Here is a 22,899-nt window from a genome sequence, read left to right as displayed (position 1 = left end):
TTCCCACAGAAGGAGAAATCCCATGGCATTCACCAACGACGAGGTCCTCGCCGGCCTGGCCGAGCTCATCACCGACGAGACCGGAATCTCGTCCGACGAGGTCGCCCTCGAGAAGTCGTTCACCGACGACCTCGACATCGACTCGATCTCGATGATGACGATCGTCGTCAACGCCGAGGAGAAGTTCGGCGTCACCATCCCCGACGACGAGGTCAAGAACCTCAAGACCGTCGGCGACGCCGTCACCTACATCTCGTCCAACCAGGCCTGATCCGCGCGTCCGGTGGGGGTTCGCCCCCACCGGAGCAGCACGAGGGAACCATGAGCAACAAGCGAATCTTCGTCACCGGCATCGGTGCGACCTCCCCCATCGGCGGAACCGCCGGCGAGAGCTGGGACGCCCTCCTCGCCGGAGAGTCCGGCGCGCGCACCCTCGAGCACGAGTGGGTCGAGCAGTACCAGCTGCCCGTCACGTTCGCCGCCGAGGCGAAGGTGCGCCCCGAGACGGTGCTGGAACGCCCCGTCGCCAAGCGACTCGACCCGTCGTCGCAGCTCGCGATGGTCGCCGCCAAGGAGGCCTGGGAGGACGCGGGTTCGCCCGAGGTCGACCCTGAGCGCCTCGGCGTCGAGTTCGCCACGGGCATCGGCGGCGTGTGGACGCTCCTCGATGCCTGGGACACCCTGCGCGAGAAGGGGCCGCGTCGCGTCATGCCGATGACGGTGCCCATGCTCATGCCCAACGCGGCGGCGGGCAACCTGTCGCTGCACTTCGGTGCCCGCGCCTACGCCCGCACCTTCGCGAGCGCCTGCGCGTCGAGCACCGAGTCGATCGTCAACGCCCTCGAGCACATGCGCGCGGGCCTCGCCGACGTCGTGATCGCCGGCGGTACCGAATCGGCGATCCACCCCATCACGATCGCGTCGTTCGCCTCGATGCAGGCGCTCTCGCGGCGCAACGACTCGCCCGAGACGGCATCCCGTCCCGGCAGCATCGACCGCGACGGCTTCATCATGGGCGAGGGTGCGGCCGTGCTGATCCTCGAGACCGAGGAGCACGCCAAGGCGCGCGGCGCCAAGATCTACGCCGAGCTCGTCGGCGGCGGCGTCACGGCGGATTCGTACCACATCACCGCCAACGACCCCGAGGGCACCGGCGCCGCGCGCGCCGTCCGTCTCGCCCTGGAGATGGCGGATGCCGCGCCGGACGACGTGACCCACATCAACGCGCACGCGACCTCCACCCCGGTCGGCGACCCGAACGAATACGTCGCACTGAAGTCCGTCTTCGGCGACCGTGTCGAGGAGATGCCCGTCTCGGCCACGAAGGCCTCCACGGGCCACCTGCTGGGCGGTACGGGCGCCCTCGAGGCGATGTTCACGGTGCTCGCTCTGCGCGACCGTGTCGCTCCCCCGACGATCAACATCACGGAGCCGGACCCGGCCGTGCCGTTCCGCCTGTCCGGCGACGCGGTGCCGCTCGGCGACGGTGACCAGCTGGCCATCAGCAACTCGTTCGGCTTCGGCGGTCACAACGCCGTCGTCGCGTTCCGCTCGGTCTGATCCGACACACGACAGACGCCCCCGGGAAGCCACCGGGGGCGTCTGTCGCTCTATCCAGGCGGGGCCGAGGCCGCCCCGGTCTCCGGGAAGCCGTCCGAAGCCGGTCGAGGCTCTCCTGCCCCGCCTGAAAACCTGTCCGATCGTGGAGTGTCCGCTGGGGACGCGTCGTCTCAGCCGACCTTGTGCAGCCAGACGACCGGCGCGTCGTCGCTGGCGTGGCGGAACGGCTCGAGCTCGTCGTCCCAGGCGACGCCGAGCGCGACGTCGAGCTCTCGCTGGAGCTCGGTGATGTCGCCGGCCGCGATCTCCATGGCGTACCGGAGGCGGTCCTCGCCGATGACGACGTTGCCGGCCGAGTCCGTCTGGGCGTAGTGGATGCCGAGGCTCGGCGTGTGCAGCCACCGGCCGCCGTCGCTGCGCGGCGTCGGGTCCTCGCTCACCTCGTAACGCAGGTGCTCCCACCCGCGCATGGCGGTCGCGAGTGCGGCGCCGGTGCCGGCGGGTCCCTCCCAATAGAACTCCGCACGTCGGCTGCCGTCGAGGACAGGCTGGTCCGCCCACTCGAAGTTGACGGCGTGCCCGAGGGCACGCCCGGCCGCCCACTCGAGGTGGGGGCACAGCGCGCGTGGCGCGGAGTGGATGAAGATCACTCCGCGCGCCTGAGGTGTGGCCATCGATCTCTCCGTTTCGTTCAGGTACGTCTTCCCCTACGACCTGATGGAGAGTGCTGGCCGGCTATCCGGTTGTGCCGCCATTATCGCCCATCGGGGGCGCGAATCACAACCGTGTAACACCAGGTCGTCGCGTGTTCGTCAACCCCGTGGCACGCGGGAGCTCACGAGCGCACGCTGAAGATCCACGCGAAAGGAACACCATGAGCGACAACACGCCCCACACCCGCGATGCCGACGACGCCCACGCCGACGATGCCCCTCCCACCGACGCCGTCAGCGACGAGGTGAAGGACGACGCGGCGCGCGCCGGCGACGAGGTCACCGAGGGCGACTAAGGAACGAGCGATTCGGTAGGGCGGGTGGGACTTGAACCCACGATCGTCGGGTTATGAGCCCGCTGCCTTGACCAGCTTGGCCACCGCCCCCTGTGAGGACGAGCCTATCGTTTCGGTCGTTCCTCGTCCTTGACGGGCGGATCCGGCCAGACCTTCGCGACGGTCTCGGTGATCCGGATCGATCCCGTCGTGGGCTTCTTGCCGTCGGTGAACTCGGTGCTGCCGCGGGAGATCGGGATCTCCTGGCTGTCGCTGATCACCTGCGGGTGGTACCGGGCGAGCTGGAAGACGCCGACGATCGCGAGCGCGCCCGCCACGGTGAACCCGATGTACGCCCAGAACGGGGCACCGCTCGCCTCGTCGAGGACGGCGAGGCCGATGACGATCGCGACGATCGGGTCGATCACCGTGAGTCCGGCGATGACGAGGTCCGGCGGGCCCGACGAGTACGCCGTCTGGACGAAGTAGGCGCCCATCGCCGTTCCGGCGAGCAGCGCGACGATGCACAGGACCGTCAGCCACTCGAAGTCGCCGTTGGCGATGCGGTTGATGACGACCTTCGCGAGGGTCGCGACGAAGCCATAGACGATGCCGGCCGCGACGATGTAGAAAAGGGCCCGCATCCGCTTGCGGAGGGTCACCCACAGGACGCCCAGCACGACGACGACGCCGAGGAGGATCCAGAGGACCGTCAGCAGCTGCGGGTCGCTGATCGGGCGCTCGGTCGCGTACAGCGCGGCGACCGTCACGAAGATGAAGATGCCGCCGACGCACAGGGCGATCGAGGTGATCGAGCGTCGCGTCGGCTTGTGTCCGCTGACCCGCGCGTTGAGCAGCGTGGTGATGACGAGCGAGATCGCGCCGATCGGCTGTACGAGGATCAGCGGCGCGAAGGACAGCGCCGCGAGCTGGCAGAGGATCGCGAGGCCCAGCATGACGGTCCCGAGGACCCACGACGGACGGCGCAGCAACCGCAGAAGCTGACCGCCGGTCAGGCCGGAGACACCCGCCTGCGCGGTGAGCTGCTCGACCTTCTGCACGCCGCGGTGCTGATACTGCGCACCGAACGACATGAACACCGCGCCGATGATCGCGAGCGGGATGCCGATGAGGATCGCCGGGTTCCCGAAGACGCCGACGAGCTCGTCGGTCAGGTCGTCGATCGGCGTCCCGGGGAGAATCACGCCTCGACGATACCGGGCGCGAGCCTCGTTAGGCTTCTGACGTGGCCGTACTTCCGATTCGCATCATGGGCGATCCTGTCCTCCATTCCGTCGCCGCTCCCGTCGACGAGGTGACCGACGACATCCGCACGCTCGTCGCCGACATGTTCGAGACGATGGACACGGCACCGGGTGTCGGCCTCGCCGCCCCGCAGGTCGGCGTCGGGCTCCGTATCTACACGTACTCGTATCAGGACGACGACGGGCAGCCGTGGCGGGGTGTCCTCATCAACCCGGAACTCTGGATGACGCCGCCCGAGCCCGGCTCCCCCGACCCCGACGACGAGTCCGAGGGGTGCCTGTCCTTCCCGGGCGAGCGGTTCGCTCTGCGCCGGGCCGACGCGGTCCTGGTGACGGGCACGGACCTCGACGGCGCTCCGGTCGAGATCCGCGTCGAGGGCTGGCGCGCCCGCATCATGCAGCACGAGTTCGACCACCTCAACGGCATCCTCTACATCGACCGCCTGTCGGACTCCGACTGGAAGACCACCCAGAAGATCGCTCGCAAGCGCGGCTGGGGCAAGCCCGGACAGAGCTGGATGCCGGGCGTCGACGACCTCGACGCCTGACCGGCCGTCCGCCATGGAGCCGTGGGAGCTGCACGGGTGGTTCGACGACTTCGTCGACACCTGCAACCGGCACGATCTGGCGGCGATCCGGGATCTTCTCGATCCGGGTGTCCGGCGCGCCCACCTCCCCGCAGGAGCGGACGCCTGGATCGATGACCTGGCCGATCTGTTCCACGGCTTCCCGGACTGGCGGTGGAAGACGATCCAGGTGGTCGCCGAGGATGATCGGATCGCCGCGCACCTGCGCGCCGGCGGAACGCACACAGGGGTGTGGCGCGGCATCCCGCCGACGCGTCGGCACGTGAACGTCGCCGAGTTCCTGTTCCTGCGCATCACGGCGGGACGCGTGGTCGCCGTGACCGGATCGGGCGACGAGGCCGTACAGGCCCACCTCACCGGCTGACACCGATGTCCGCCGCTCTGCGTACGATCGCGGAGTCGGCCGGAGAGAGGGATGCCGGTTGGGTGCGAACAGGCGGTACGCGGCGAGCGTCGATGCGCGGATGGACGACCGCATCCTGCAGCGGGTCGCGTCGCGCGGCATCCTGCAGTCCCTCACCAACGAGGAGCTGGAGCTCGACCGCAGGCCCGTGACGACCGATCCGCGCCCTGCCCGGGTGCAGGCGTGGGTGCGCTTCGGCGCCGAGGCGGTGCTCGTCGATGCGGATCTGTGCATGTGGACCGACCGGGCCGCGGCGATCCGATTCCGGGTCGGCGATCAGGAGCGCCGGTGCTGGGTGTGGTCGGGCGCTGTGCTCCGCGACGGGTGAGGTCGGGCCCGGCGTGAGCGCCGGGCCCGACTCCACGTTCCGCGCGCAGCGCGTATGTTCCGCTGCGGGTTTTTCAGCGCCAGGACGAGCGCTCCGTATCCGCGGAATCGCGGTACACGGAAGCCCGCGAGCAGGCGCCCGAGCGATCGTCCGAGCTGCACCGCGCGGCGCTCGGACTGCAGCGGCTGCACGCGTGCGACGTCGTCGAGGTCGATCGGCGCGAGCGCCAGGACTTTCGCCGCGACGGCGCGCTCGATCAACGCAGCACCTCGACGGGTGCGCGCGATCACCACCGACGACCCCTCACCCTCGTCGAAGGTCGGGAACCCCCGCTCGTCCGTCGCCCAGAAGTCACCCACCGCGATGTCGGCGTGCTCACCCGTGCCGTCGGGACAGATCTTGCAGCGGGACTGCAGCTGCCGACCGAGGTGGTGACCCCAAGACTCGTTGTAATCCTGGGACCCGCTGGCGGCACCGGTGAAGACGAACCGACCCGGCCACCCGTCCCCCCGGTATCGCAGCGAAGTGAGTTGCTCGGGGTCACCGCCGAGCTTCTGGACGAGACCGTCGGTCGCGTGCTGACTCGGAGTGCCGGCGCAGAAGAACGAGAGCAGGATCGGGTCCTCCCCGGAGGTGGCGTCGAGGTACTGGCGAAGACCGGCGAGCTCGCAGGGCTTACCGACCATCCCGCCGCCGTTCCACGCGGAGGGCACGCTGACGGGCGCGTATCGCGAGCCCGCAGCCGCCAGCGCTTCCTCCCGGGAGGTGATCGTGACGGGCGCCGTCCGCTTCGGACGCGAGGCGTCCTGCGCGGCACCGGTGACGATCGCAGCCTCTCCGACGTCGAGGAGAAAGGCGGTCAACGCCGTCAGCACGCCCCCGCTGCTTCCCGCTCGTCTGACAGAGTCGTCCACCGCGTGCCCTTCCCACGCAGCGACCACGCGACCGAACAGCCAGTGCGTCGATCCTTCCGAGTCGGGTGCGCGCAGTCGGACGCCGGGGCAGGATGCGTGGAAGGTGCGCGCCTGCGCCGCGTCATCGTCGCCGCCGCGCGGTGCCACGGTGGGTCGCATGAATCCGTCGGCGGACAGTCCCATCGTGACCCGGTCGGACACCAGCGCACAGACACCGCAGCCCGTGCAGTTGTCGTTGCGGACGACCGCGTCGACGGCACCGGCTAGAAGATCCCTGTTCGCGCGCACGCGATCCCCGTTCGCTCCCGTCAGCCCTGCTCCTCAGAGCCCCCAGAGGACTGACGTCCTGATCTGTCTACCAGAAACATCGTGAGTACGCCGCTCGGAAGGCTGTCGTCAGGTCGCGACGGCGACGCCCGGCACCTCGGCGAGGGAGGTGTACACCGGGAGGCCGCGCTCCCGCGCGATCGCCACGACCTGGTCTGCGCCTCGGGACTCGCCCGGAAGGCGCAGCACGGCGTCGCAGTGCTGCAGCAGTCGCTCGGCCGTCGGGTACACGACCTGCGCGGCCAGGGGGTCGTGCGGACCCTCAGCGCCGGCGCTGCGCAGAACGGGCAACGCCACCCACTCCCCGATCATCGGGATGTGGCCGGCTCGGAATATCGGCCAGGCGGCCTGCTCGAGATTGCGCCGCATGAGGTCGGGGTCCCCGTTCGTACCCGAGGCGTACGGGCCGGCGATGAGGATCAGGAGGGGGCGAGGTGCGTCGGAGGGGGTCATGTCGATGGAACACGCACAAACATGCACAACCGTGAAGGATCGCGAGTGCTCGCCGCCACCCGCAAACAGTTGCTGCTCGACCGACTCCGCTCGGACGGCCGCATCGTCGCGAAGGAGCTCGCCGCGGAACTGGGGCTCTCCGAGGACAGCATCCGCCGCGATCTTCGCGAACTGGATGCCGCCGGGCTGGCCGTCCGGGTGTACGGCGGCGCCCTTCCCGCACCCCCCGCCGTCGCGAACTACGGGGTGCGCGAAACCGTCGCGACCGACAGCAAGACACGCGTCGCGCGGCGCGCGGCCCAGCTGATGGAACCGGGCAGCACCGTCATCCTCGACGGCGGGACGACCGCGCTCGCGACCGTGCGCGCGCTCGACCCCGGTCGCGAGTGCACGATCATCACCCACAGCCCCACCGTGGCGACCGCGCTGCTGCACCACACCGCCGAGGTCATCATCCTCGGGGGCCGCCTGTTCAAGCACTCGGCCGTCGCCTCGGGCGCCGCCACGTGGAGGCGGCGATGACCGTTTCCGCGGACCGGTTCCTGCTCGGTGTCACGGGTGTCCACGAGGACGCGGGCCTCACCACCGGCGACGCCGACGAGGCCGCGATGAAGCGCACGCTCGCGAGCCGCGCGGCGGAGCCCTTCGTCCTCGGGACTGCGGAGAAGATCGGGGCCGCGTCGCGATATCGCCTTCTGACGTGGGATGCGGTCGACGGGGTGATCGTCGACGCGGAGGATGCTGCCGGCGCCACGACGCTGTCCGCTCTCAAACGGCGCGACGTCAGCGTCCTGCGCTGAGGGTCAGCGCCGGCGCGGGCGCGACTGCCGGCGGAACCGGGCTTCGCGCGACGCGACCTGGACGCCGAGCCCGGTGATGCCCGCGACGAGCGCGCCGAAGAGGGCGAAGAAGGCGACGTCCTGGCCGCCGCAGTACTGGAACGCGGCCCAGACCAGCAGGACGACGGAGGCGGCGAGGACGATCACGCCCGCGCGTTCGCCCCAGCTCCACACCTTCCAGCCACCGACGACGGTGCTCATGGCTCCAGGATGAGGCCGCTGTGGGCCCCGCGTAAGGAAATTTCTCGGAAGAGCGGATGCCGCGCCCCGGCATCCGTGCCGCGAAAGCGAAAACCCCCGGCGGGACCGGGGGTTTCGTTCAATGGCTCCCCGGCTTGGACTCGAACCAAGAACCTATCGGTTAACAGCCGATTGCTCTGCCAATTGAGCTACCGAGGATCAGTCACCCGCCACCGGGCAACCACACAATCGTAGCAAAGCCCGAGGGGTGCTCGTGACATCAGCCGCCGATGCGTGTCGCTTCGTCGGGGGTCCAGAGCACGTCGTCCAGGGTGGGGCCGACACCGATCGGGTGGCCGGCGCGCAGGACGAGGACCTGGGCCTCGAGGTCGGCCACGAGCTCGCGCTCGTTCGTGACGACGAGCAGAGCCATCCCGTCGTCGACACGTCGCCGGAGAGCGTCGAGGACGGCGGGCCGGACGTCGACGTCGAGGTTCGCATAGGGCTCGTCCGCGATGAGGACCGTGGGATCGAGCACGAGGCTGCGCGCGATTGCGACGCGTTGACGCATGCCGGAGCTCAGCTCGTAGGGGTACTTCTCCGACGCCCCGATGGGGAGCTGCAACTCGTCGAGCAGCGCGGCGACCCGCAGCGCGAGGGCGCGCTCGTTGACCTTGCGATCACGGGCTGTGATCGGTTCCGCGACGATCTCCGAGATGGTGAGCCGCGCCGGAAGATCCGAGTTCGCGCCTTGACGCAGGTGCCCGGTGCGATAGGTCAGGACCCGCCGGGCGCGACCCCGTGCACGAAGGGAGATGCCGGCGACCTCCCCGACCCCGCCGACGATGCGCAGGTCGCGGTGGTCCGCCCCCGCGAGACACGAGGCGAGACTCGACTTGCCGGAACCCGTCGCGCCCATCACCGCGACGACCTCGCCCGGCGCGACCCGCAGAGACACGCCGTCGACGACACGCGTGTCTGCGGAGACACGAGCGATCGACAGGTCGGAGCAGTAGATGACGGCATCCGGTTCGGTCACTCGAGGCATGCTTTCCATCCTCATCCGTCGGGGACGCGGGCGCCAGTCCGGGGCGGTGCGGAAATTGCGGCGGATCCGGTGCGTTGTTCGGGGCGCGCGGTGTCGTGGCACGTCGCGGGCGCCGTCGTCGTGATCCGCGCACGCATTCGAGCGTGGGCTCGTGAGGTGTCGCGACGTCCGCTCGCGGCCGGCTGACGAGGATGAGAGGACTCTCATTCTCGAGGTGTGCATAACGAGTGTTCTGAGCCGGTTTCGCCGGGGTGGATGTCGGTGGCCAGTGGCAGAGTTCAGGTATGACGGATGCGGCGGAAACCCCCGGTGGCGATGACTATCTCGCTGCTCTGGCGGGGGTCGTCGCTGGCGTCGATTCCGCGGCTCGACGGATCGCCGCAGCGCAGATCGACGAGCTGCGTATGCTCGCTGCGGCGGGCCGGTTGGCGGAGGCGCAGATCGCGCAGCGGAACGCCCGGGTGCAGGTTCACGACATGGCGCTGCGGTCCATCGCGGCCGAGGTCGGCGGGGTCATGCGGGTCACCGACCGGACCGTGCAACGCCGGATCGGTGAAGCGCGGACGTTGATCGAAGGCTTCCCGGCGACCGTCGAGGCGTGGGAACAAGGCCGCATTGTGCGGGGTCACGCGATCGCGATCGTCGAGACCGGGACGAGTCTGCCCGCGGAGATGTGGGCGGAGTTCGAACAGGTGGCGATCAGCCGGTGCGTACGGGACACTCCGAACCGGGTGCGAGGTGAGCTCGAGATCCTCGCGCACCGAATGCACCCTCGCTCCTTCGCCGAGCGGCACGAGGAGGCTGCCGCGACGCGATGCGTCCGGATCGTGCCCGGACGAGACGGGATGTCCGACGTGATCGCAACCGTCCCGACGGTGATCGCCGAGGGCATCCACGACCGGCTCACGCAGCAAGCGCGGGCGATCATCGTCACGCGCGACGAACGCGCCGCTGCGCACGGAGGTATCGGTGTCGCGTTCGAGGCCGCAGTCACGCAACGCGAAAGCGCCAGCGACAGCGAGGACGCTGCCGTGATCGTCGCCACTGACAACCGGTCCGCCGACCAGGTCCGGGCCGACGTGTTCGCGGACCTCCTCCTCACGGGAGCACCCGCCATCGATGACACCCGCGACACCACCGCCGGTCCGCTCGGTGCGATCCGCGCGCGGGTGCAGGTGCTCATCCCCGCAGCGACACTCACCGGTCAAGACGACGGACCTTGCGACCTCACCGGGCGCTCCCCCATCGACCCCGCGACCGCCCGAACCCTCGCGGGCGACACCGGGATGTGGGAACGGCTCTTCCACGACCCCACCACCGGGGTCACCGTCTCAACCGACTCGTACCGGGTCCCGTCGGGAATGCGCCGGTTCCTGCAAGCCCGTGATCAGCACTGCCGGTTCCCCGGATGCCGCGTCGCCGCCATCCGCTGCGAGGTCGATCACACCCACGACCACGCGCTCGGCGGACGAACCGAACTCACCAACCTGGCGCACCTGTGCCAACGGCATCATTCGATGAAGCAGTTCACCGCCTGGCGGGTGCGACAACTGAAGGGTGGAGTCCTGGAATGGACCTCACCCCTCGGCAGGACCTATCGCGAAGACGCACCCACCCCGGCCGTCGCCTTCACCCCTGCCGCACCACCACCACCCCCGCCGACCACACCAGCGGAACCCGCACCCTTCTGAGCATCACGCGGCAATCAGAGCGCGTCGCTCTCGTAGCCCAGCGAACACTCCTGAGCGTGACGCGGCGGTGAGAGCGCGTCGCTCGCGTAGACCGGCAAACACGCCTGAGCGTGACTCAGCGGTACGAGAACGTCGCCCGCATGGCCCCGCGAGCACGCCTGAGCGTCACGCGGCGGTGCGAGAACGCCCCGCATCCCACCATCCCGCGTTTCTGCGCGGCGACACAAAGCGTCAGACGAGATCAGCCAGCGTCCGGCGCCGCTGGTCGAGGTCCCGCAGGGCGACCCGGACCGCGCGACCCTCCTCGGAGTCCGCCGGCACGCGCTGAACGGCGCCGAGCAGCTCCGCCTTCTCCCGATCCATCGCCCGCAGCCGAAGTCGACGGCACAGCGCACGCGCCGACGTCGTCGCCTCCACCTCCGTCAACGCCGGGAACGACGCCGTCAACAGCTCCGCGGCGAGCCCGCGATACGGCTCCCGCGTCGCGTCCACAGCAGCCGTCGACCACCCGACACGCGAACGGTCCGGCTGCGCCGCCACCGCCTGGCGCACCGCGTCGAGCGCCGGATGCTCCATCGGGATCTGCAACGCGGCATCCACTTCTTCCTGATCGATGACGTGCCCGTACTGCAGCACACCCATCAGCGCATCCCGCTCGAGGGTCACGCTCGCCGTCCGCGGAAGGCTCGCGACCGTCACCCGCAACGACGGAGCCGCTCCATCCGAGGACCCCTCGACCGGAGCCGCCTCCGGCTCCCGCGGGCCGCGCGGCCCGCGGGCCGCGCGCTCCACCGCCGGAGTGACCTCACCGAGGTCCATCCCGAGCTTGCGCGCCAGCACCCGCGTGTACCCCGGTCGCAGCGACGAGTCGCGGATCTCCGCGACGATCGGCGCGGCCGCGCGCAACGCGCCGACCCGGCCCTCGACGCTCCCGAGATCGAACCCGGTCAGCTTCTGGTCTATGACGAACTCGAACATCGGCGCCTTCGCGTCCATCAACGCCCGCACGGCGCCGTCGCCGCGATTGAGCCGCAGATCGCACGGGTCGAGACCGTCCGGCGCGACCGCCACGTACGTCTGCGCCGCGAACCGCCTCTCCTCCGAGAACGCCCGCAACGCCGCCTTCTGCCCCGCGGCATCCGGATCGAACGTGAAAATCACCTCGCCCGAGGCACTGTCGTCACCCATCACCCGGCGCAGCACCGTGATGTGGTCCGACCCGAACGCGGTGCCGCACGTCGCGATCGCCGTGGTCACCCCGGCGAGGTGGCACGCCATCACGTCGGTGTACCCCTCCACGACGACGACACGGTGCGAGCGAGAGACGTCCTTCTTCGCGAGGTCGAGACCGTAGAGAACCTGCGCTTTCTTGTAGATCGGCGTCTCGGGCGTGTTCAGGTACTTGGGCCCCTGGTCGTCCTCGTACAGCTTCCGCGCCCCGAAGCCGATCGTCTGGCCCGTGAGGTCGCGGATTGGCCACACCACACGTCCGCGGAAGCGGTCGTACACGCCGCGCTGCCCCTGCGACACGAGCCCCGCCGTCGCCAACTCCTCGTCGGTGAAGCCCTGCGCACGCAGGGCGTCGCGCATGTTGTTCCACCCCTTCGGGGCGTATCCGACACCGAAGTGCGCGGCGGCACCGGCATCGAACCCGCGTTCGCCGAGGAACCGGCGACCCGCGTCGGCCTCCCCTGTCGCGAGCTGCGCGCGGAAGTACTCGGCCGCGGCCGTGTTCGCCTGGTAGAGCCGCGTGCGGCCGCCGGTCTCGGGCGCAGCACCGCCGTCCTCGTAGTGCAGCTGGTACCCGATGCGAGCCGCGAGACGCTCGACCGCCTCGGTGAACGACAGGTGGTCCATCGCGCGCAGGAACGAGTAGACGTCGCCCGACTCCCCGCATCCGAAGCAGTGGTAGTAGCCCGCCTGGGGCCGCACGTTGAAGCTCGGACTGCGCTCATCGTGGAACGGGCAGAGCCCCTTGAGGGACCCCACGCCCGCTGACTTCAGGGCGACCCGCTCCCCCACGATGTCCGCGATGTTCGTCCGGGCCTTCACCTCGTCGACGTCGGACTGCCGGATGCGGGCCATCAGAGACCTTCGATCGGCTCGGGAAGGGCGAAGCTCGCGTTCGCGACGACCCGAGACCCCGCCGGCCACAGGCCGAGTTCGCGCAAGTCCACCGGCCCGACGAGAGCCGAGTGCCACTCGATCGCGAAACGGTCGGTGAGCGTCGCCACCTGATCCACCACGACGCGCTTGCGTTCGACATCGCTCGATGCCGCCGCGAAGTCCACCGCGTGCACCCGATCGAGGTGCTCCGGACGCTCCAGCAGAGCCGACGCGAGGCGCTTCAGCACCCGACGCTGCTCCTTGTAGAGCCCCTTACGACCGTCGATCGACACGACGAACGCCCCGATCGTGCCCTTCAGCACCGCCATCTCGGCCTCGATCACCCGCGGCACGATCATCCTTCCCCGATAGCGGGTCAGCGCGGGCGTGTCGTAGTGCTCGCGCGTCGCCGCCGTCGCGGCACGAGCGAAGCGCCCGATGAAGTCGGACGTGAGGTTCTTCAGCCGGGCCACCGACGCCCGCGTGCCGTCGAAGTCGGTCATCCACTCGGGAAGTCGCACGAGTCGGTACAGCGCATCCGCGAGTTCATCGCGGCCGAACCCGAGCCCGACCCACGACTGGATCGCCGTCAGCAGCGCCTCGCGCTCCCGGGCATCCGCGAGTCGGCGGGGATCGAGGTACCCGTTCAGGACGGCGTCCTCGAAGTCGTGCACCGAGTAGGCGATGTCGTCGGAGAGGTCCATGACCTCGGCCTCGATGCACCGCACCCGACCGGGCGCGCCCTGCCGCATCCACCGGAAGATCGCCTCGTCCTCGGCGTACACACCGAACTTCTGGCGTCCTCCGGGATCCGGGATCGCGTGATCCGCCGTCCACGGGTACTTGCAGGTCGCGTCGAGGCTCGCGCGGGTGAGGTTCAGCCCGAAGCTCTCGCCGTCGTCGTCGACGACCTTCGGCTCGAGACGGGCGAGGATCCGGAGCGACTGCGCATTGCCCTCGAACCCGCCGATGTCCTCGGCCCACTCGTTGAGCGCCCGCTCGCCGTTGTGTCCGAAGGGCGGATGCCCGAGGTCATGGCTCAGGCACGCCGTGTCGACCACGTCGGGCGAGAGCTCGAGCGCGATCGCGAGCTCGCGTCCCACCTGTGCCACTTCGAGCGAGTGGGTCAGCCGGTTGCGGGCGAAGTCGTCGGGGCTCGCCGGGCTCAGCACCTGCGTCTTGGCCGCGAGCCGCCGGAACGCCGCGGAGTGCAGCACCCGGGCACGGTCACGGGCGAACCCGTCGCGCAGGGAACGGTGCTTCTCCGGGTGGAAACGCTCGGCGTCGTGGTCGTCGTAGCCCGTGGGGCGTCCGGCGGCGATGCCCACGCTCGCGCCGATCACCGACTCAGCCGCCACTGGTGTCGAGCTCCGCATCCGCGAGGGCAGTGGATGCCGCGTGTCCGATCTCGCGCGAGTCGAGCCACCCGTCGGGCAGGGCCGGCCGCTTCGGCGTGCCCGCACGCCCGCGCTGACCCTCCGCGGCGGCACCGGGGTACGGCGCGTCGAGGTCGAGCGTCGCGAGCAGCTCGTCGATCTCCGCGAGGCTCGACGCGGTCGCGAGGCGAGCCCGCAGGTCACCCCCGACGGGGTAGCCCTTGAAATACCAGGCGACGTGCTTGCGGATGTCGCGGCAGCCGCGGTCCTCGTCCTCGAAGAACTCGACCAGCAGCTCCGCGTGGCGACGGAACGCGGCCGCGACGAACCCGAGGGTCGCATCGACGGGCGGAGCGGCGTGGCCGGTGCCGAGTTCGCGCGCGAGGTCACCGAAGAGCCAGGGGCGGCCGAGGCATCCGCGTCCGACGACGACACCGTCGCAACCGGTCTCGGCCATCATCCGGCGGGCGTCCTCCGCCGACCAGATGTCGCCGTTGCCGAGCACGGGGACGCTCGTGACCGTCTCCTTCAGCTTCGCGATCGCGGACCAGTCCGCGTGGCCCGAGTAGAACTCCGATGCCGTCCGCGCGTGGAGCGCGACGGCGGCGACGCCGGCGCCTTCGGCGATCCGGCCCGCCTCGAGGTAGGTCAGGTGGTCGGAGTCGATGCCCTTGCGCATCTTGACGGTCAACGGGATGTCGCCGGCGGCCTTCGCGGCGCGTTCGACGATCTCGCGGAACAGCTCGGTCTTCCACGGCAGCGCCGCGCCGCCGCCCTTGCGGGTCACCTTGGGCACGGGGCATCCGAAGTTCAGATCGACGTGGTCGGCGTGATCCTCCTCGACGATGATCCGGACCGCGGCCTCGACGGTCGCCGGGTCGACGCCGTACAGCTGGATCGACCGGGGGGTCTCGGACTCGTGGTGGCGGATGAGCCGCATCGTCGTCGCGTTGCGCTCGACCAGAGCGCGCGTCGTGATCATCTCGCTCACGTAGAGGCCCGCACCGTACTCGCGGCACAGGCGACGGAAGGCCGTGTTGGTGATGCCGGCCATGGGTGCCAGGACGACGGGAGCGTCGAGGGTGATCGGCCCGATACGCAGGGGCGCGGGGGGTGCGAGGGTCGAGGACATATCCTTCCCATTCTCCCAGACGGCGAGCGCTTACGGCATCGGCGCGCGTCTTATCGTGGAGACATGACCGAAACCCCCTCCCTCCGCGACATCCCGTTCACTACGGCCGACGGGAGGGAGGCGACACTGGGCGACTTCGGCGACAAGGCGTTCCTCATCGTCAACGTCGCGTCGAAGTGCGGTCTGGCCCCGCAGTACGAGCAGCTCGAGGAGCTGCAGAAGACGTATGGCGAGCGCGGCCTGCAGGTCATCGGGTTCCCGTGCAACCAGTTCATGGGGCAGGAGCCCGGGTCGATGGAGGAGATCCTCGACTACTGCGCCGTCAACTGGGGCATCACGTTCCCCATCATGGACAAGATCCGGGTGAACGGCTCGCACGCCGCTCCGCTCTACAAGGCGCTGAAGAAGACTCCGAACGCGGAGCGCGCGAAGGGCCCCGTCATGTGGAACTTCGAGAAGTTCCTCGTGACGCGGGACGGCGAGCTGCACCGCTTCCGTCCGCAGACCAAGCCGAACGAGCCCGAGGTGATCGCGGCGATCGAGGACGCGCTGGCCTGATCAGCTCGCGGCCGACGCCTCCGCGCGCTCGGACCACACCTGACGTGCGATCTGCGCGAACGCCTCGGCGGGCTGCGCCCCGCTGACGCCGTACTTGCCGTCGATGACGAAGAACGGCACACCCTGGATGCCGTAGGCCTGCGCCTGCGCCTGGTCGGCCCGCACCGCCTCGAGGTAGCGGCCGGACTCCAGCGCGTCGCGCGCGGCCTCCCGATCGAGTCCTGCTTCGGCGGCGAGATCGACGAGGTCGTCGATGCGACCGACGTGACGGCCCTCGGTGAAGTAGGCCGACATGAGCCGCTCGGTCATCTCCTTCTGGAGACCCTGCTCCTTGGCGAAGTGGAGCAGCTCGTGCGCCTTCACCGTGTTCGTGTGCTTCAGCAGGTCGAACCGGTACTCGAGGCCTGCCTCGGCGGCGACACCCGTCACCCGGTCGAGCATCGGCTTGACCTGCTCTGGTGTCATGCCCTTGTGCTGCGACAGGAAGTCGACCTCGTTCCCGTCGAAGTCGACGGGGGTGTCCGGGGACAGCTCGTACGAGTGGAACGTCACCTCCACGCGGGGGGCGTCGGCGTCGTCCGCCGTCGCCGCGAGCCCCGTCTCGAGGTTGCGCTTGCCGATGTAGCACCAGGGGCAGGCGATGTCGCTCCACACGTCGATCTTGATGGCATCCGTCACATCGCCTGCAACGCGCCGGGCACTCGCATCTATTCCCGCCGCCGTCCTAGGCTGGCGGGATGCTCTCTGCCGACGACCCGCTGCCGGCTCTGCCGCGTCGCGTCGTGATCGCGGGCACGACGGGGGTGGGCAAATCCACCCTCGCACGACGGCTCGCCGACCTGTGGCACCTCGAGTACACCGAGCTTGACTCGCTCTTCCACGGACCGGGCTGGACGCCCCGGCCCGAGTTCCTCGACGACGTGCGCCGCGTCGCCGCCGGTGAGCGGTGGGTGTCGGAGTGGAACTACTTCAGCGCGGGCGGTGGGCAGTTGCTCGGCGAGCGCGCCGACCTCGCGGTGTGGCTCGACCTCCCCCGTCGCATCGCGCGCGCCCGGCTCGTGCGACGCACCCTGCGGCGCAGCATCCTGCGGCAGCCCCTGTGGAACGGGAACGTCGAGCCTCCCCTGTGGACGGTCCTCCGCGACCCCGACCACATCCTGCGCTGGGAGATGCGCACGCACGGCACCTGGCGGGAACGGATGCCGCGGGTCGCCGCCGAGTACGGCCTGCCCGTCGTGCGCCTCCGGCATCCGCGGGAGGTCGAGCGCTGGCTCGCGGGCCCTGCCGCGCGCGTCGCGGACTGACCTCAGGAGGACGTCGGGGCGTCCTTGGCCCCGCCGAAGCGGCGGTCGCGCGACAGATAGAGCTCGATCGCGCCCCACAGGTCGGTCCGCGAGAAGTCGGGCCACAGCGTGTCGAGGAACACCATCTCGGCGTACGCCGCCTCCCACAGCAGGAAGTTGGACGTCCGCTGCTCACCGCTCGACCGCACGAAGAGGTCGACGTCGGGCATGTCGGGGACGTACAGGTGGCGCCGGAGCGTCTTCTCGGTGATGGCCGAGGGCTTCAGCTTTCCGCGGACGATCTCCTCACCCATCGCGCGCATCGCGTCGATGATCTCCAGCCGCCCGCCGTAGTTGATGCACATCGTCAAGGTCAGGCCGGTGTTGCCGGACGTCAGCTGCTCGGCGTACTGCAGTTCCTTGATGACCGATCCCCACAGCCGCGGCTTGCGTCCGGCCCAGCGGATGCGGACGTTCCACTCGTTGAGCTGGTCGCGCCGCCGGTGCAGCACGTCGCGGTTGTATCCCATGAGGAAGCGCACCTCCTCGGGCGAACGCGCCCAGTTCTCCGTCGAGAAGGCGTACACGCTGAGGTGTTTGACGCCCGCCTGGATCGCCCCGGCGACGACGTCGAGCAGCACCTCCTCGCCCGCGCGGTGCCCTTCGATCCGGGTCAGCCCGCGGCGGTTCGCCCACCGGCCGTTGCCGTCCATCACGATCGCGACGTGAGCGGGGACCGAGCCCTTCGGGAACTCCGGCGGATAGACGCCGGTCCAGTCGAGCGGTCGATAGGGCACCGCGTCGCGATGCGTGTACGGCTTGGGACTCACCGAGGCGCCTCCAGGTGGGACAGGGAACGGATGCCGCGCTCGGTGTGCCACTGCGCGTAGGCGGCGATGAGGCCGGAGGATGCCGCGGTGGCGCCGGACGAGGCGGCATCCACCACATCCCACTCCCCCGCCAGCAGCGCCCGCAGCAGATCGCTGGTCTCGACACTCACCCGCGGAGCACCGGTGGGCGCGCACGCGGCGCAGACGATGCCGCCCAGCTGCGCGACGAACCACTCGTGCGGCCCCGGAGCACCGCACCGCGCACACTCCCGCAGGGACGGCGCCCACCCCGAGAGGGACATGACCCTCAGCAGGTAGGAGTCGAGTACCGACCGCGGGGCGTGGTCGCCGCGGGCGAGGGCGCGAAGCCCGCCGACGAGGAGGAGGTACTGCTGCGGCGTCGTCTCGGCCTCGTTGAGCCGGTCGGCGGTCTCGGACATGGCGGATGCCGCGGTGTACCGGTCATAATCGGTCGCGATGTCCGCACCGTAGGCGCCCAGGGACTCGGCCTGCTGCACGATGTCGAGCGAGCGGCCCTTGTACATCTGGACGTCGGCGACCATGAACGGCTCGAGCCGGGCGCCGAACTTCGACGACGTCCGCCGGACACCCTTCGCGACAGCGCGCACCTTGCCGTGACGACGGCTGAGCATCGTCACGATGCGGTCCGCCTCGCCCAGCTTGTGGGTGCGAAGGACCACGACCTCGTCGCGGTAAGTGGGCACCCCTCGATTATCCCGTGACCGGGCACAATGAAGGCGTGACCGAGCCGCAGTTCCTCATCCCCCTCTGGGCCGACCTCACCGCCGTCGGGCTCGGCGGCGTGCAGGGCGCCCTGTTCGCCTCGGGGTTCCAGGGTCAGCGCCGGCTCGACCTGCTCGGGGTCGCTATCATCGGCGTCGTGATGGGTCTCGGCGGCGGCATGATCCGCGATCTGCTCCTGAACACGACGCCCGTCGCCCTCCAGAGCGACGGATACCTCATCACCGTCACCGCCGCGGCCCTCGTCGGGATGCTGCTGGCGAACCTCTTCCAGCGGCTCAACGCCGTCATCGTGGCGCTCGACGCCGTCGCGATCGGCATGTTCGGCGCGCTGGGGACGACCAAGGCGTTGGCGCTCGGCCTCCCCCTCATCCCGTCGGTCTTCGTCGGCGCGTGCGCGGCGGTCGGCGGGGGCCTCCTGCGCGACGTGTTCATGGGTCTCCCCGTCGCGATGATGCACGTCGGCTCGCTCTACGCCGTCGCCGCGGCGGTGGGATGCGCCGTCCTGGCCGTCCTCGACCTCGTCGGCGTCGCGGCGGTGCCGGCGGCGATCACCTGCATCGCGGTGACCGCCGTCATCCGGGTCCTCGCCGTCGCCTTCGACATCTCGCTGCCGGAGCAGCGCGCGCTCTACCGGCGCAAGGTCGCCGTCGAGACCTCGACCATCCCGATAATCAGACCGTGATCCGGTCCCGACGGCGACCGCGCGGACTCAGACGCCGGCGAGCTCACTCTCGGACACGCGGCTGCGGATCGCCCGGTTGACCGCCGAGACGACCGCCTTCAGGCTCGCCGTCGAGATGTCGCCGTCGATGCCGACGCCCCAGAGGCGCTGATCCCCGACCTGCAGCTCGACGTACGCGGCCGCGTGCGCGTCGCCGCCGGCACCCAGGGTGTGCTCGACGTAGTCGTAGAGGGAGATCTCGAAACCGCGCTCGCCCAGCACCTTCAGGAAAGCCGCGATGGGACCGTTGCCGGCGCCCGTCGCCGAGACGCGCTCCTCGCCGTCGCGGAGCGTCACCTCGAGCGCGACCTCCCCGGACATGTCGCTCTGCGTACGGGTCGACAGCAGTTCGAAGCGACCCCACTTCTCGTCGGCGGCGGCAGCGGGCAGATACTCGTCGGAGAAGATCGACCAGATCTGACCGCTCGAGACCTCGCCGCCCTCGGCATCCGTCTTCGCCTGGACGACCCCCGAGAACTCGATCTGCAGCTTGCGCGGCAGGTCGAGCGCGTGGTCGGTCTTCAGCAGGTAGGCGACACCGCCCTTGCCGGACTGCGAGTTGACCCGGATGACCGCCTCGTACGAGCGTCCCAGGTCCTTCGGGTCGATGGGCAGGTACGGCACGGCCCACTCGATCTCGTCGACCGAGACGCCCGCCGCCTGGGCACGCGCCTCCATCGCCTCGAAGCCCTTCTTGATGGCGTCCTGGTGCGACCCGCTGAACGCGGTGAAGACCAGGTCGCCCGCCCAGGGGCTCCGCTCGGGCACGGGCAGCTGGTTGCAGTACTCGGCGGTGCGCTTGACGTGGTCGATGTCGCTGAAGTCGATCTGCGGGTCGATGCCCTGCGTCAGCAGGTTGATCCCCAGGGCAACCAGGTCGACGTTGCCCGTGCGCTCGCCGTTGCCGAAGAGGCATCCCTCGATGCGATCGGCCCCGGCCATGTAGCCGAGCTCCGCCGCGGCGATCGCGGTGCCGCGGTCATTGTGGGGGTGCAGCGACAGGATGACGTTCTCGCGGTGGGCCAGGTGCCGGCTCATCCACTCGATCGAGTCGGCGTACACGTTGGGCGTCGCCATCTCGACGGTCGCCGGTAGGTTGATGATGACCTTGCGCTCAGGGGTCGGCTCGAAGACCTCGATGACCTGGTTGCAGACGTCGACGGCGAACTCGAGTTCGGTGCCGGTGTAGCTCTCGGGCGAGTACTCGTAGTAGACGGTCGTCTCGGGGATCGTCTTCTCGTACTCGCGGCACAGGCGGGCGCCCTCGAGGGCGATGTCGATGATGCCCTGCTGATCGGTGCGGAAGACGACCTCGCGCTGCAGCACGCTCGTGGAGTTGTACAGGTGGACGATCGCCTGCTTGGCACCGGCGATCGACTCGTACGTGCGCTTGATGAGGTGGTCGCGGGCCTGCGTCAGCACCTGGATCGTGACGTCCTCGGGGATGAGGTCCTCTTCGATCAGCTGGCGCACGAAGTCGAAGTCGGTCTGGCTCGCGCTCGGGAAGCCGACCTCGATCTCCTTGTAGCCCATCTTCACGAGGAGCTCGAACATGATCCGCTTGCGCTCGGGACTCATCGGGTCGATGAGCGCCTGGTTACCGTCGCGCAGGTCGACGGCGCACCAGCGGGGCGCGACCTCGATGCGCTTGCCCGGCCAGGTGCGATCGGGCAGCTCGACGCGGATCTGCTCGTGGAACGGGCGGTACTTGTGGATCGGGGCGCCGGAGGGCTTCTGGGTGTTTCGCATGATGGGTGCTTCTTCTCTCGTCACTGGTGCGGACCCACGACAACCTCCGCGACGAGTTGGTCCTAGATCGAGGACTCGTCGCGGCGACGAAGAAGGAGGCCGCAGAAGCGCATACCGACACGTTACACCCCGATCCGAAGCGCCGACATCCGAGACGGATGCCGCGGCCCCGACACTCTCCCGGTATGACGCTCCGCCGATCCGCCGCCGTCCTGCTCGCCGGCGCCACCCTGCTGCTCACCTCCTGCGCCGCCGCGGCTGATGCGGGCGGCTCCGCTGCGCCTCCAGGGGCTGCCCTCGCCGCGCTGACACCGGAGAACCCGACCGGCGAGGTGCTCGCACAGGGAACCGTCCTCGACGACGGGACGACGGCGAAGCTGTGCCTGGGGGCCGTCGCCGAGTCCGCGCCGCCGCAGTGCAGCGGCATCCTCCTCGTCGGATGGTCCTGGGAGGGCCTCACGGACGCGGCTTCTGCCGGCGGCTCGACCTGGGGGACGTACGCCGTGCGCGGTGTCTACGACGGCGAGAGCTTCAGCGTCCGCGACGCACCCGTACCCCTCGCCCTGTTCGACCCGATCGCACTGCCCGACCCCACCGGCGGGAAGGCGGGTGCCGCGTCCGCTCAGGACGCCGCGGCGATCCAGTCGATCGTGCCCGACGCCCTCGGCTCGGGCTACCTCGGTTCGTACGAACAGGACGGATGGGTGTTCGTCGACGTCGTGTGGGACGACGGCACCTGGCAGCGCGCCGCCGATCAGGACTTCGGCGCAGGCAAGGTGATCATCCGGTCCGCGCTGCGCTCCGTCGGCTGAGCGGCGTCGCTCTCCGTCAGGGCAGCAACGCGAGCTTGCCGCCCGGGTGCCCCTCTATGAGGAAACGCGCCGCCTCGACCGCGTCGGCGAACGGGAAGGTGCGGGCGACCGGCACCTCGAGCAGTCCGCGCCGCGCGAGGTCGACGAGCTCGCCGCGGACGGCGTCACGGAAGGCCGCGCTCGCGCGCAGCATCCCGCCGATCGCGACGATGCCCTCGGACTCGAGGTCGCGACGGACGATCGTGATGATGCGGGTCCGGTCCTCGACGAGCGCGAGCGAGGCCTCGATCGCCTCGTCGGTCCCCACTCCGTCGAGCGACGCGACGAAGGAGGCGCCCGCCGCCGCGTCCTTCGCCCGGTCGACGAGACCCGGGCCGTACGCGATCGGGATGCCGCCGTAGCGCCGCACGACGTCGGCGTTCCGTTCGCTCGCCGTCCCGACCACGCGGACACCGCGAATCGCCGCCTGCTGCAGGAAGCTCACTCCGACCGCGCCGGAGGCGGCGTGGAACAGCACCGTGTCGCCGCTTCGCGCACCGCTCAGCTCGAGCAGCTCGGCGGCCGTCGCCCCGGCCAGGAGCAGGTTCGCGGCTTCGGGATGCGTGAGGGTCGACGGCTTCGCGAAGACCTTCTCGGCGGGGACAGTCAGCTCGGTCGCGTACCCGCCGCTCACGCGGAACGCGAGCACCTCGTCGCCGACCGTCGCCGCGCCAGAGCCGATCTGCGTGTCGGCACCGAGCGCGGTGATCTCGCCGGACACCTCGTACCCGATCGGGAAGGGGAACGACGCGCCGGGACGAGTGGGGTACTTCACATCCGCGGGGTTCATCCCGGCGGCGTGCACCCGGATCGTCACCTCGCCGGGGCCCGGTGCCGGCGCCTCGACCTCGCGGAGCTCCCACTGCGACGGACCCTCCGGCCCCGTCGCGAACCATGCCTGTGCCATGCCGTCGTCCTTCCGTGGGATGCCGACGCCGTCGCCGG

Annotated in this window: 25 protein-coding genes, 2 tRNA genes and 1 pseudogene; 12 read left to right on the top strand and 16 right to left on the bottom strand. The window is 70.0% G+C overall.

The genetic code is table 11. The features are described 5' to 3' along the window. Window positions 1–22 precede the first annotated feature (22 nt). Together NH287_RS05185 and NH287_RS05180 are read left to right on the top strand one after the other, a co-directional pair. Window positions 23–271 (top strand): acyl carrier protein, encoded by a 249-nt coding sequence (locus tag NH287_RS05185; protein WP_036308817.1) that lies wholly within the window; start codon window positions 23–25, stop codon window positions 269–271. Between the two features lie 50 nt (window positions 272–321). Continuing rightward, window positions 322–1,560, top strand: a complete 1,239-nt coding sequence (locus NH287_RS05180) for a beta-ketoacyl synthase (RefSeq protein ID WP_253034745.1) — start codon at window positions 322–324, stop codon at window positions 1,558–1,560. Window positions 1,561–1,730: 170 nt separating this feature from the next. Here the strand turns inward: NH287_RS05180 and NH287_RS05175 are convergent, their stop codons facing one another. Continuing rightward, entirely contained in the window at window positions 1,731–2,234 is a 504-nt protein-coding gene (locus NH287_RS05175) for a DUF3145 domain-containing protein (RefSeq protein ID WP_064002159.1), read from the bottom strand. Window positions 2,235–2,434: 200 nt separating this feature from the next. On the opposite strand from NH287_RS05175, the gene NH287_RS15195 reads away from it, so the two are divergent. After that, entirely contained in the window at window positions 2,435–2,569 is a 135-nt protein-coding gene (locus tag NH287_RS15195) for a hypothetical protein (protein WP_290440358.1), read from the top strand. A gap of 16 nt (window positions 2,570–2,585) precedes the next feature. On the opposite strand, the gene NH287_RS05170 is transcribed toward NH287_RS15195, so the two are convergent. Both NH287_RS05170 and NH287_RS05165 read right to left on the bottom strand, forming a co-directional pair. Continuing rightward, a tRNA-Ile gene (locus NH287_RS05170) sits at window positions 2,586–2,659 on the bottom strand. Window positions 2,660–2,673: 14 nt separating this feature from the next. After that, window positions 2,674–3,753: a DMT family transporter gene (locus tag NH287_RS05165; RefSeq protein WP_064002163.1), complete on the bottom strand. Its 1,080-nt coding sequence runs from the start codon at window positions 3,751–3,753 to the stop codon at window positions 2,674–2,676. Between the two features lie 41 nt (window positions 3,754–3,794). Between NH287_RS05165 and def the strand changes: the two genes are divergently transcribed. The 3 genes from def to NH287_RS05150 all read left to right on the top strand — a co-directional run bounded on the left by def (window position 3,795) and on the right by NH287_RS05150 (window position 5,131). Continuing rightward, window positions 3,795–4,361 (top strand): peptide deformylase, encoded by a 567-nt coding sequence (gene def / locus NH287_RS05160; RefSeq protein ID WP_253034744.1) that lies wholly within the window; start codon window positions 3,795–3,797, stop codon window positions 4,359–4,361. Window positions 4,362–4,374: 13 nt separating this feature from the next. Next, window positions 4,375–4,764 (top strand): ester cyclase, encoded by a 390-nt coding sequence (locus NH287_RS05155; protein ID WP_253034743.1) that lies wholly within the window; start codon window positions 4,375–4,377, stop codon window positions 4,762–4,764. A 100-nt stretch (window positions 4,765–4,864) separates the two neighbouring features. Further along, entirely contained in the window at window positions 4,865–5,131 is a 267-nt protein-coding gene (locus tag NH287_RS05150; RefSeq protein ID WP_253034742.1) for a hypothetical protein, read from the top strand. On the opposite strand, the gene NH287_RS05145 is transcribed toward NH287_RS05150, so the two are convergent. Then, window positions 5,080–6,333: a Coenzyme F420 hydrogenase/dehydrogenase, beta subunit C-terminal domain gene (locus NH287_RS05145; RefSeq protein ID WP_253034741.1), complete on the bottom strand. Its 1,254-nt coding sequence runs from the start codon at window positions 6,331–6,333 to the stop codon at window positions 5,080–5,082. The genes NH287_RS05150 and NH287_RS05145 overlap by 52 nt on opposite strands. Window positions 6,334–6,441: 108 nt before the next feature. Beyond that, window positions 6,442–6,825, bottom strand: coding sequence for a DUF4406 domain-containing protein (locus NH287_RS05140; RefSeq protein WP_253034740.1), 384 nt, complete (start codon window positions 6,823–6,825; stop codon window positions 6,442–6,444). Between the two features lie 21 nt (window positions 6,826–6,846). On the opposite strand from NH287_RS05140, the pseudogene NH287_RS15425 reads away from it, so the two are divergent. After that, window positions 6,847–7,625 (top strand): annotated as a pseudogene (locus NH287_RS15425) (DeoR/GlpR family DNA-binding transcription regulator). Window positions 7,626–7,628: 3 nt separating this feature from the next. Here NH287_RS15425 and NH287_RS05125 read toward each other — a convergent pair. The 3 genes from NH287_RS05125 to NH287_RS05115 all read right to left on the bottom strand — a co-directional run bounded on the left by NH287_RS05125 (window position 7,629) and on the right by NH287_RS05115 (window position 8,892). After that, the gene (locus tag NH287_RS05125; RefSeq protein ID WP_253034737.1) at window positions 7,629–7,865 is read right to left on the bottom strand and encodes a hypothetical protein; all 237 of its coding nucleotides are present in this window, start codon (window positions 7,863–7,865) and stop codon (window positions 7,629–7,631) included. 122 nt (window positions 7,866–7,987) lie between these two features. Beyond that, a tRNA-Asn gene (locus NH287_RS05120) sits at window positions 7,988–8,063 on the bottom strand. Window positions 8,064–8,124: 61 nt separating this feature from the next. Beyond that, a complete protein-coding gene (locus tag NH287_RS05115) occupies window positions 8,125–8,892 on the bottom strand; it encodes an ATP-binding cassette domain-containing protein (protein ID WP_253034736.1) in 768 nt (255 codons plus the stop codon). A 284-nt stretch (window positions 8,893–9,176) separates the two neighbouring features. Here NH287_RS05115 and NH287_RS05110 point away from each other — a divergent pair, with 284 nt between their 5' ends. After that, window positions 9,177–10,583, top strand: coding sequence for an HNH endonuclease signature motif containing protein (locus tag NH287_RS05110; RefSeq protein ID WP_253034735.1), 1,407 nt, complete (start codon window positions 9,177–9,179; stop codon window positions 10,581–10,583). A 231-nt stretch (window positions 10,584–10,814) separates the two neighbouring features. Here the strand turns inward: NH287_RS05110 and dnaG are convergent, their stop codons facing one another. Genes dnaG through dusB form a run of 3 tightly spaced genes read right to left on the bottom strand, consistent with a single transcriptional unit; the run spans window position 10,815 to window position 15,197 of the window. Beyond that, entirely contained in the window at window positions 10,815–12,668 is a 1,854-nt protein-coding gene (gene dnaG, locus NH287_RS05105; protein ID WP_253034734.1) for a DNA primase, read from the bottom strand. Further along, window positions 12,668–14,065 carry a deoxyguanosinetriphosphate triphosphohydrolase gene (locus NH287_RS05100; protein ID WP_290440356.1) on the bottom strand — a complete coding sequence of 466 codons (1,398 nt, stop codon included), beginning with the start codon at window positions 14,063–14,065 and terminating at the stop codon, window positions 12,668–12,670. Before NH287_RS05100 ends, dnaG begins: the two co-directional genes overlap by 1 nt. Then, window positions 14,037–15,197, bottom strand: coding sequence for a tRNA dihydrouridine synthase DusB (dusB, locus tag NH287_RS05095; protein WP_217531453.1), 1,161 nt, complete (start codon window positions 15,195–15,197; stop codon window positions 14,037–14,039). Before dusB ends, NH287_RS05100 begins: the two co-directional genes overlap by 29 nt. 63 nt (window positions 15,198–15,260) lie before the next feature. Between dusB and NH287_RS05090 the strand changes: the two genes are divergently transcribed. Further along, window positions 15,261–15,755, top strand: coding sequence for a glutathione peroxidase (locus NH287_RS05090; RefSeq protein ID WP_217531454.1), 495 nt, complete (start codon window positions 15,261–15,263; stop codon window positions 15,753–15,755). On the opposite strand, the gene NH287_RS05085 is transcribed toward NH287_RS05090, so the two are convergent. Further along, window positions 15,756–16,433, bottom strand: a complete 678-nt coding sequence (locus NH287_RS05085) for a DsbA family oxidoreductase (protein WP_253034732.1) — start codon at window positions 16,431–16,433, stop codon at window positions 15,756–15,758. It lies immediately after the preceding gene. 59 nt (window positions 16,434–16,492) lie between these two features. On the opposite strand from NH287_RS05085, the gene NH287_RS05080 reads away from it, so the two are divergent. Beyond that, the gene (locus tag NH287_RS05080; RefSeq protein ID WP_253034731.1) at window positions 16,493–17,059 is read left to right on the top strand and encodes an AAA family ATPase; all 567 of its coding nucleotides are present in this window, start codon (window positions 16,493–16,495) and stop codon (window positions 17,057–17,059) included. Window positions 17,060–17,061: 2 nt separating this feature from the next. Here the strand turns inward: NH287_RS05080 and NH287_RS05075 are convergent, their stop codons facing one another. Both NH287_RS05075 and recO read right to left on the bottom strand, forming a co-directional pair. Beyond that, entirely contained in the window at window positions 17,062–17,868 is an 807-nt protein-coding gene (locus tag NH287_RS05075; protein WP_253034730.1) for an isoprenyl transferase, read from the bottom strand. Beyond that, a complete protein-coding gene (recO, locus tag NH287_RS05070; RefSeq protein WP_217531458.1) occupies window positions 17,865–18,593 on the bottom strand; it encodes a DNA repair protein RecO in 729 nt (242 codons plus the stop codon). The genes NH287_RS05075 and recO overlap by 4 nt, the downstream gene beginning before the upstream one ends. A gap of 35 nt (window positions 18,594–18,628) precedes the next feature. Between recO and NH287_RS05065 the strand changes: the two genes are divergently transcribed. After that, complete coding sequence (locus tag NH287_RS05065; RefSeq protein ID WP_217531459.1) at window positions 18,629–19,315, top strand: TRIC cation channel family protein; 687 nt, start codon at window positions 18,629–18,631, stop codon at window positions 19,313–19,315. A 27-nt stretch (window positions 19,316–19,342) separates the two neighbouring features. On the opposite strand, the gene leuA is transcribed toward NH287_RS05065, so the two are convergent. After that, window positions 19,343–21,103, bottom strand: a complete 1,761-nt coding sequence (gene leuA, locus NH287_RS05060) for a 2-isopropylmalate synthase (protein ID WP_217531460.1) — start codon at window positions 21,101–21,103, stop codon at window positions 19,343–19,345. A gap of 185 nt (window positions 21,104–21,288) precedes the next feature. Between leuA and NH287_RS05055 the strand changes: the two genes are divergently transcribed. After that, window positions 21,289–21,915: a hypothetical protein gene (locus NH287_RS05055; RefSeq protein ID WP_253034729.1), complete on the top strand. Its 627-nt coding sequence runs from the start codon at window positions 21,289–21,291 to the stop codon at window positions 21,913–21,915. 16 nt (window positions 21,916–21,931) lie between these two features. On the opposite strand, the gene NH287_RS05050 is transcribed toward NH287_RS05055, so the two are convergent. Beyond that, window positions 21,932–22,861, bottom strand: a complete 930-nt coding sequence (locus NH287_RS05050) for an NADP-dependent oxidoreductase (RefSeq protein WP_253034728.1) — start codon at window positions 22,859–22,861, stop codon at window positions 21,932–21,934. Between the last annotated feature and the right edge of the window lie 38 nt (window positions 22,862–22,899).

Source organism: Microbacterium sp. CnD16-F (genome assembly GCF_024124465.1).
GTDB lineage: Bacteria > Actinomycetota > Actinomycetes > Actinomycetales > Microbacteriaceae > Microbacterium > Microbacterium gawkjiense.
The sequence above is the reverse complement of the archived record's forward strand: the minus strand, read 5'-3'. Positions and strand labels throughout refer to the sequence as shown.

Coding starts and splice junctions, on each gene's coding strand:
- NH287_RS05125 (WP_253034737.1), bottom strand. CDS start 7,865: ATGAGCACCGTCGTCGGTGGCTGGAAGGTGTGGAGCTGGGGCGAACGC.
- NH287_RS05050 (WP_253034728.1), bottom strand. CDS start 22,861: ATGGCACAGGCATGGTTCGCGACGGGGCCGGAGGGTCCGTCGCAGTGG.
- NH287_RS05175 (WP_064002159.1), bottom strand. CDS start 2,234: ATGGCCACACCTCAGGCGCGCGGAGTGATCTTCATCCACTCCGCGCCA.
- NH287_RS05110 (WP_253034735.1), top strand. CDS start 9,177: ATGACGGATGCGGCGGAAACCCCCGGTGGCGATGACTATCTCGCTGCT.
- NH287_RS05080 (WP_253034731.1), top strand. CDS start 16,493: ATGCTCTCTGCCGACGACCCGCTGCCGGCTCTGCCGCGTCGCGTCGTG.
- NH287_RS05090 (WP_217531454.1), top strand. CDS start 15,261: ATGACCGAAACCCCCTCCCTCCGCGACATCCCGTTCACTACGGCCGAC.
- dnaG (WP_253034734.1), bottom strand. CDS start 12,668: ATGGCCCGCATCCGGCAGTCCGACGTCGACGAGGTGAAGGCCCGGACG.
- NH287_RS05185 (WP_036308817.1), top strand. CDS start 23: ATGGCATTCACCAACGACGAGGTCCTCGCCGGCCTGGCCGAGCTCATC.
- dusB (WP_217531453.1), bottom strand. CDS start 15,197: ATGTCCTCGACCCTCGCACCCCCCGCGCCCCTGCGTATCGGGCCGATC.
- NH287_RS05180 (WP_253034745.1), top strand. CDS start 322: ATGAGCAACAAGCGAATCTTCGTCACCGGCATCGGTGCGACCTCCCCC.
- leuA (WP_217531460.1), bottom strand. CDS start 21,103: ATGCGAAACACCCAGAAGCCCTCCGGCGCCCCGATCCACAAGTACCGC.
- NH287_RS05150 (WP_253034742.1), top strand. CDS start 4,865: ATGGACGACCGCATCCTGCAGCGGGTCGCGTCGCGCGGCATCCTGCAG.
- NH287_RS05055 (WP_253034729.1), top strand. CDS start 21,289: ATGACGCTCCGCCGATCCGCCGCCGTCCTGCTCGCCGGCGCCACCCTG.
- NH287_RS15195 (WP_290440358.1), top strand. CDS start 2,435: ATGAGCGACAACACGCCCCACACCCGCGATGCCGACGACGCCCACGCC.
- NH287_RS05155 (WP_253034743.1), top strand. CDS start 4,375: ATGGAGCCGTGGGAGCTGCACGGGTGGTTCGACGACTTCGTCGACACC.
- NH287_RS05100 (WP_290440356.1), bottom strand. CDS start 14,065: ATGCGGAGCTCGACACCAGTGGCGGCTGAGTCGGTGATCGGCGCGAGC.
- NH287_RS05140 (WP_253034740.1), bottom strand. CDS start 6,825: ATGACCCCCTCCGACGCACCTCGCCCCCTCCTGATCCTCATCGCCGGC.
- NH287_RS05115 (WP_253034736.1), bottom strand. CDS start 8,892: ATGCCTCGAGTGACCGAACCGGATGCCGTCATCTACTGCTCCGACCTG.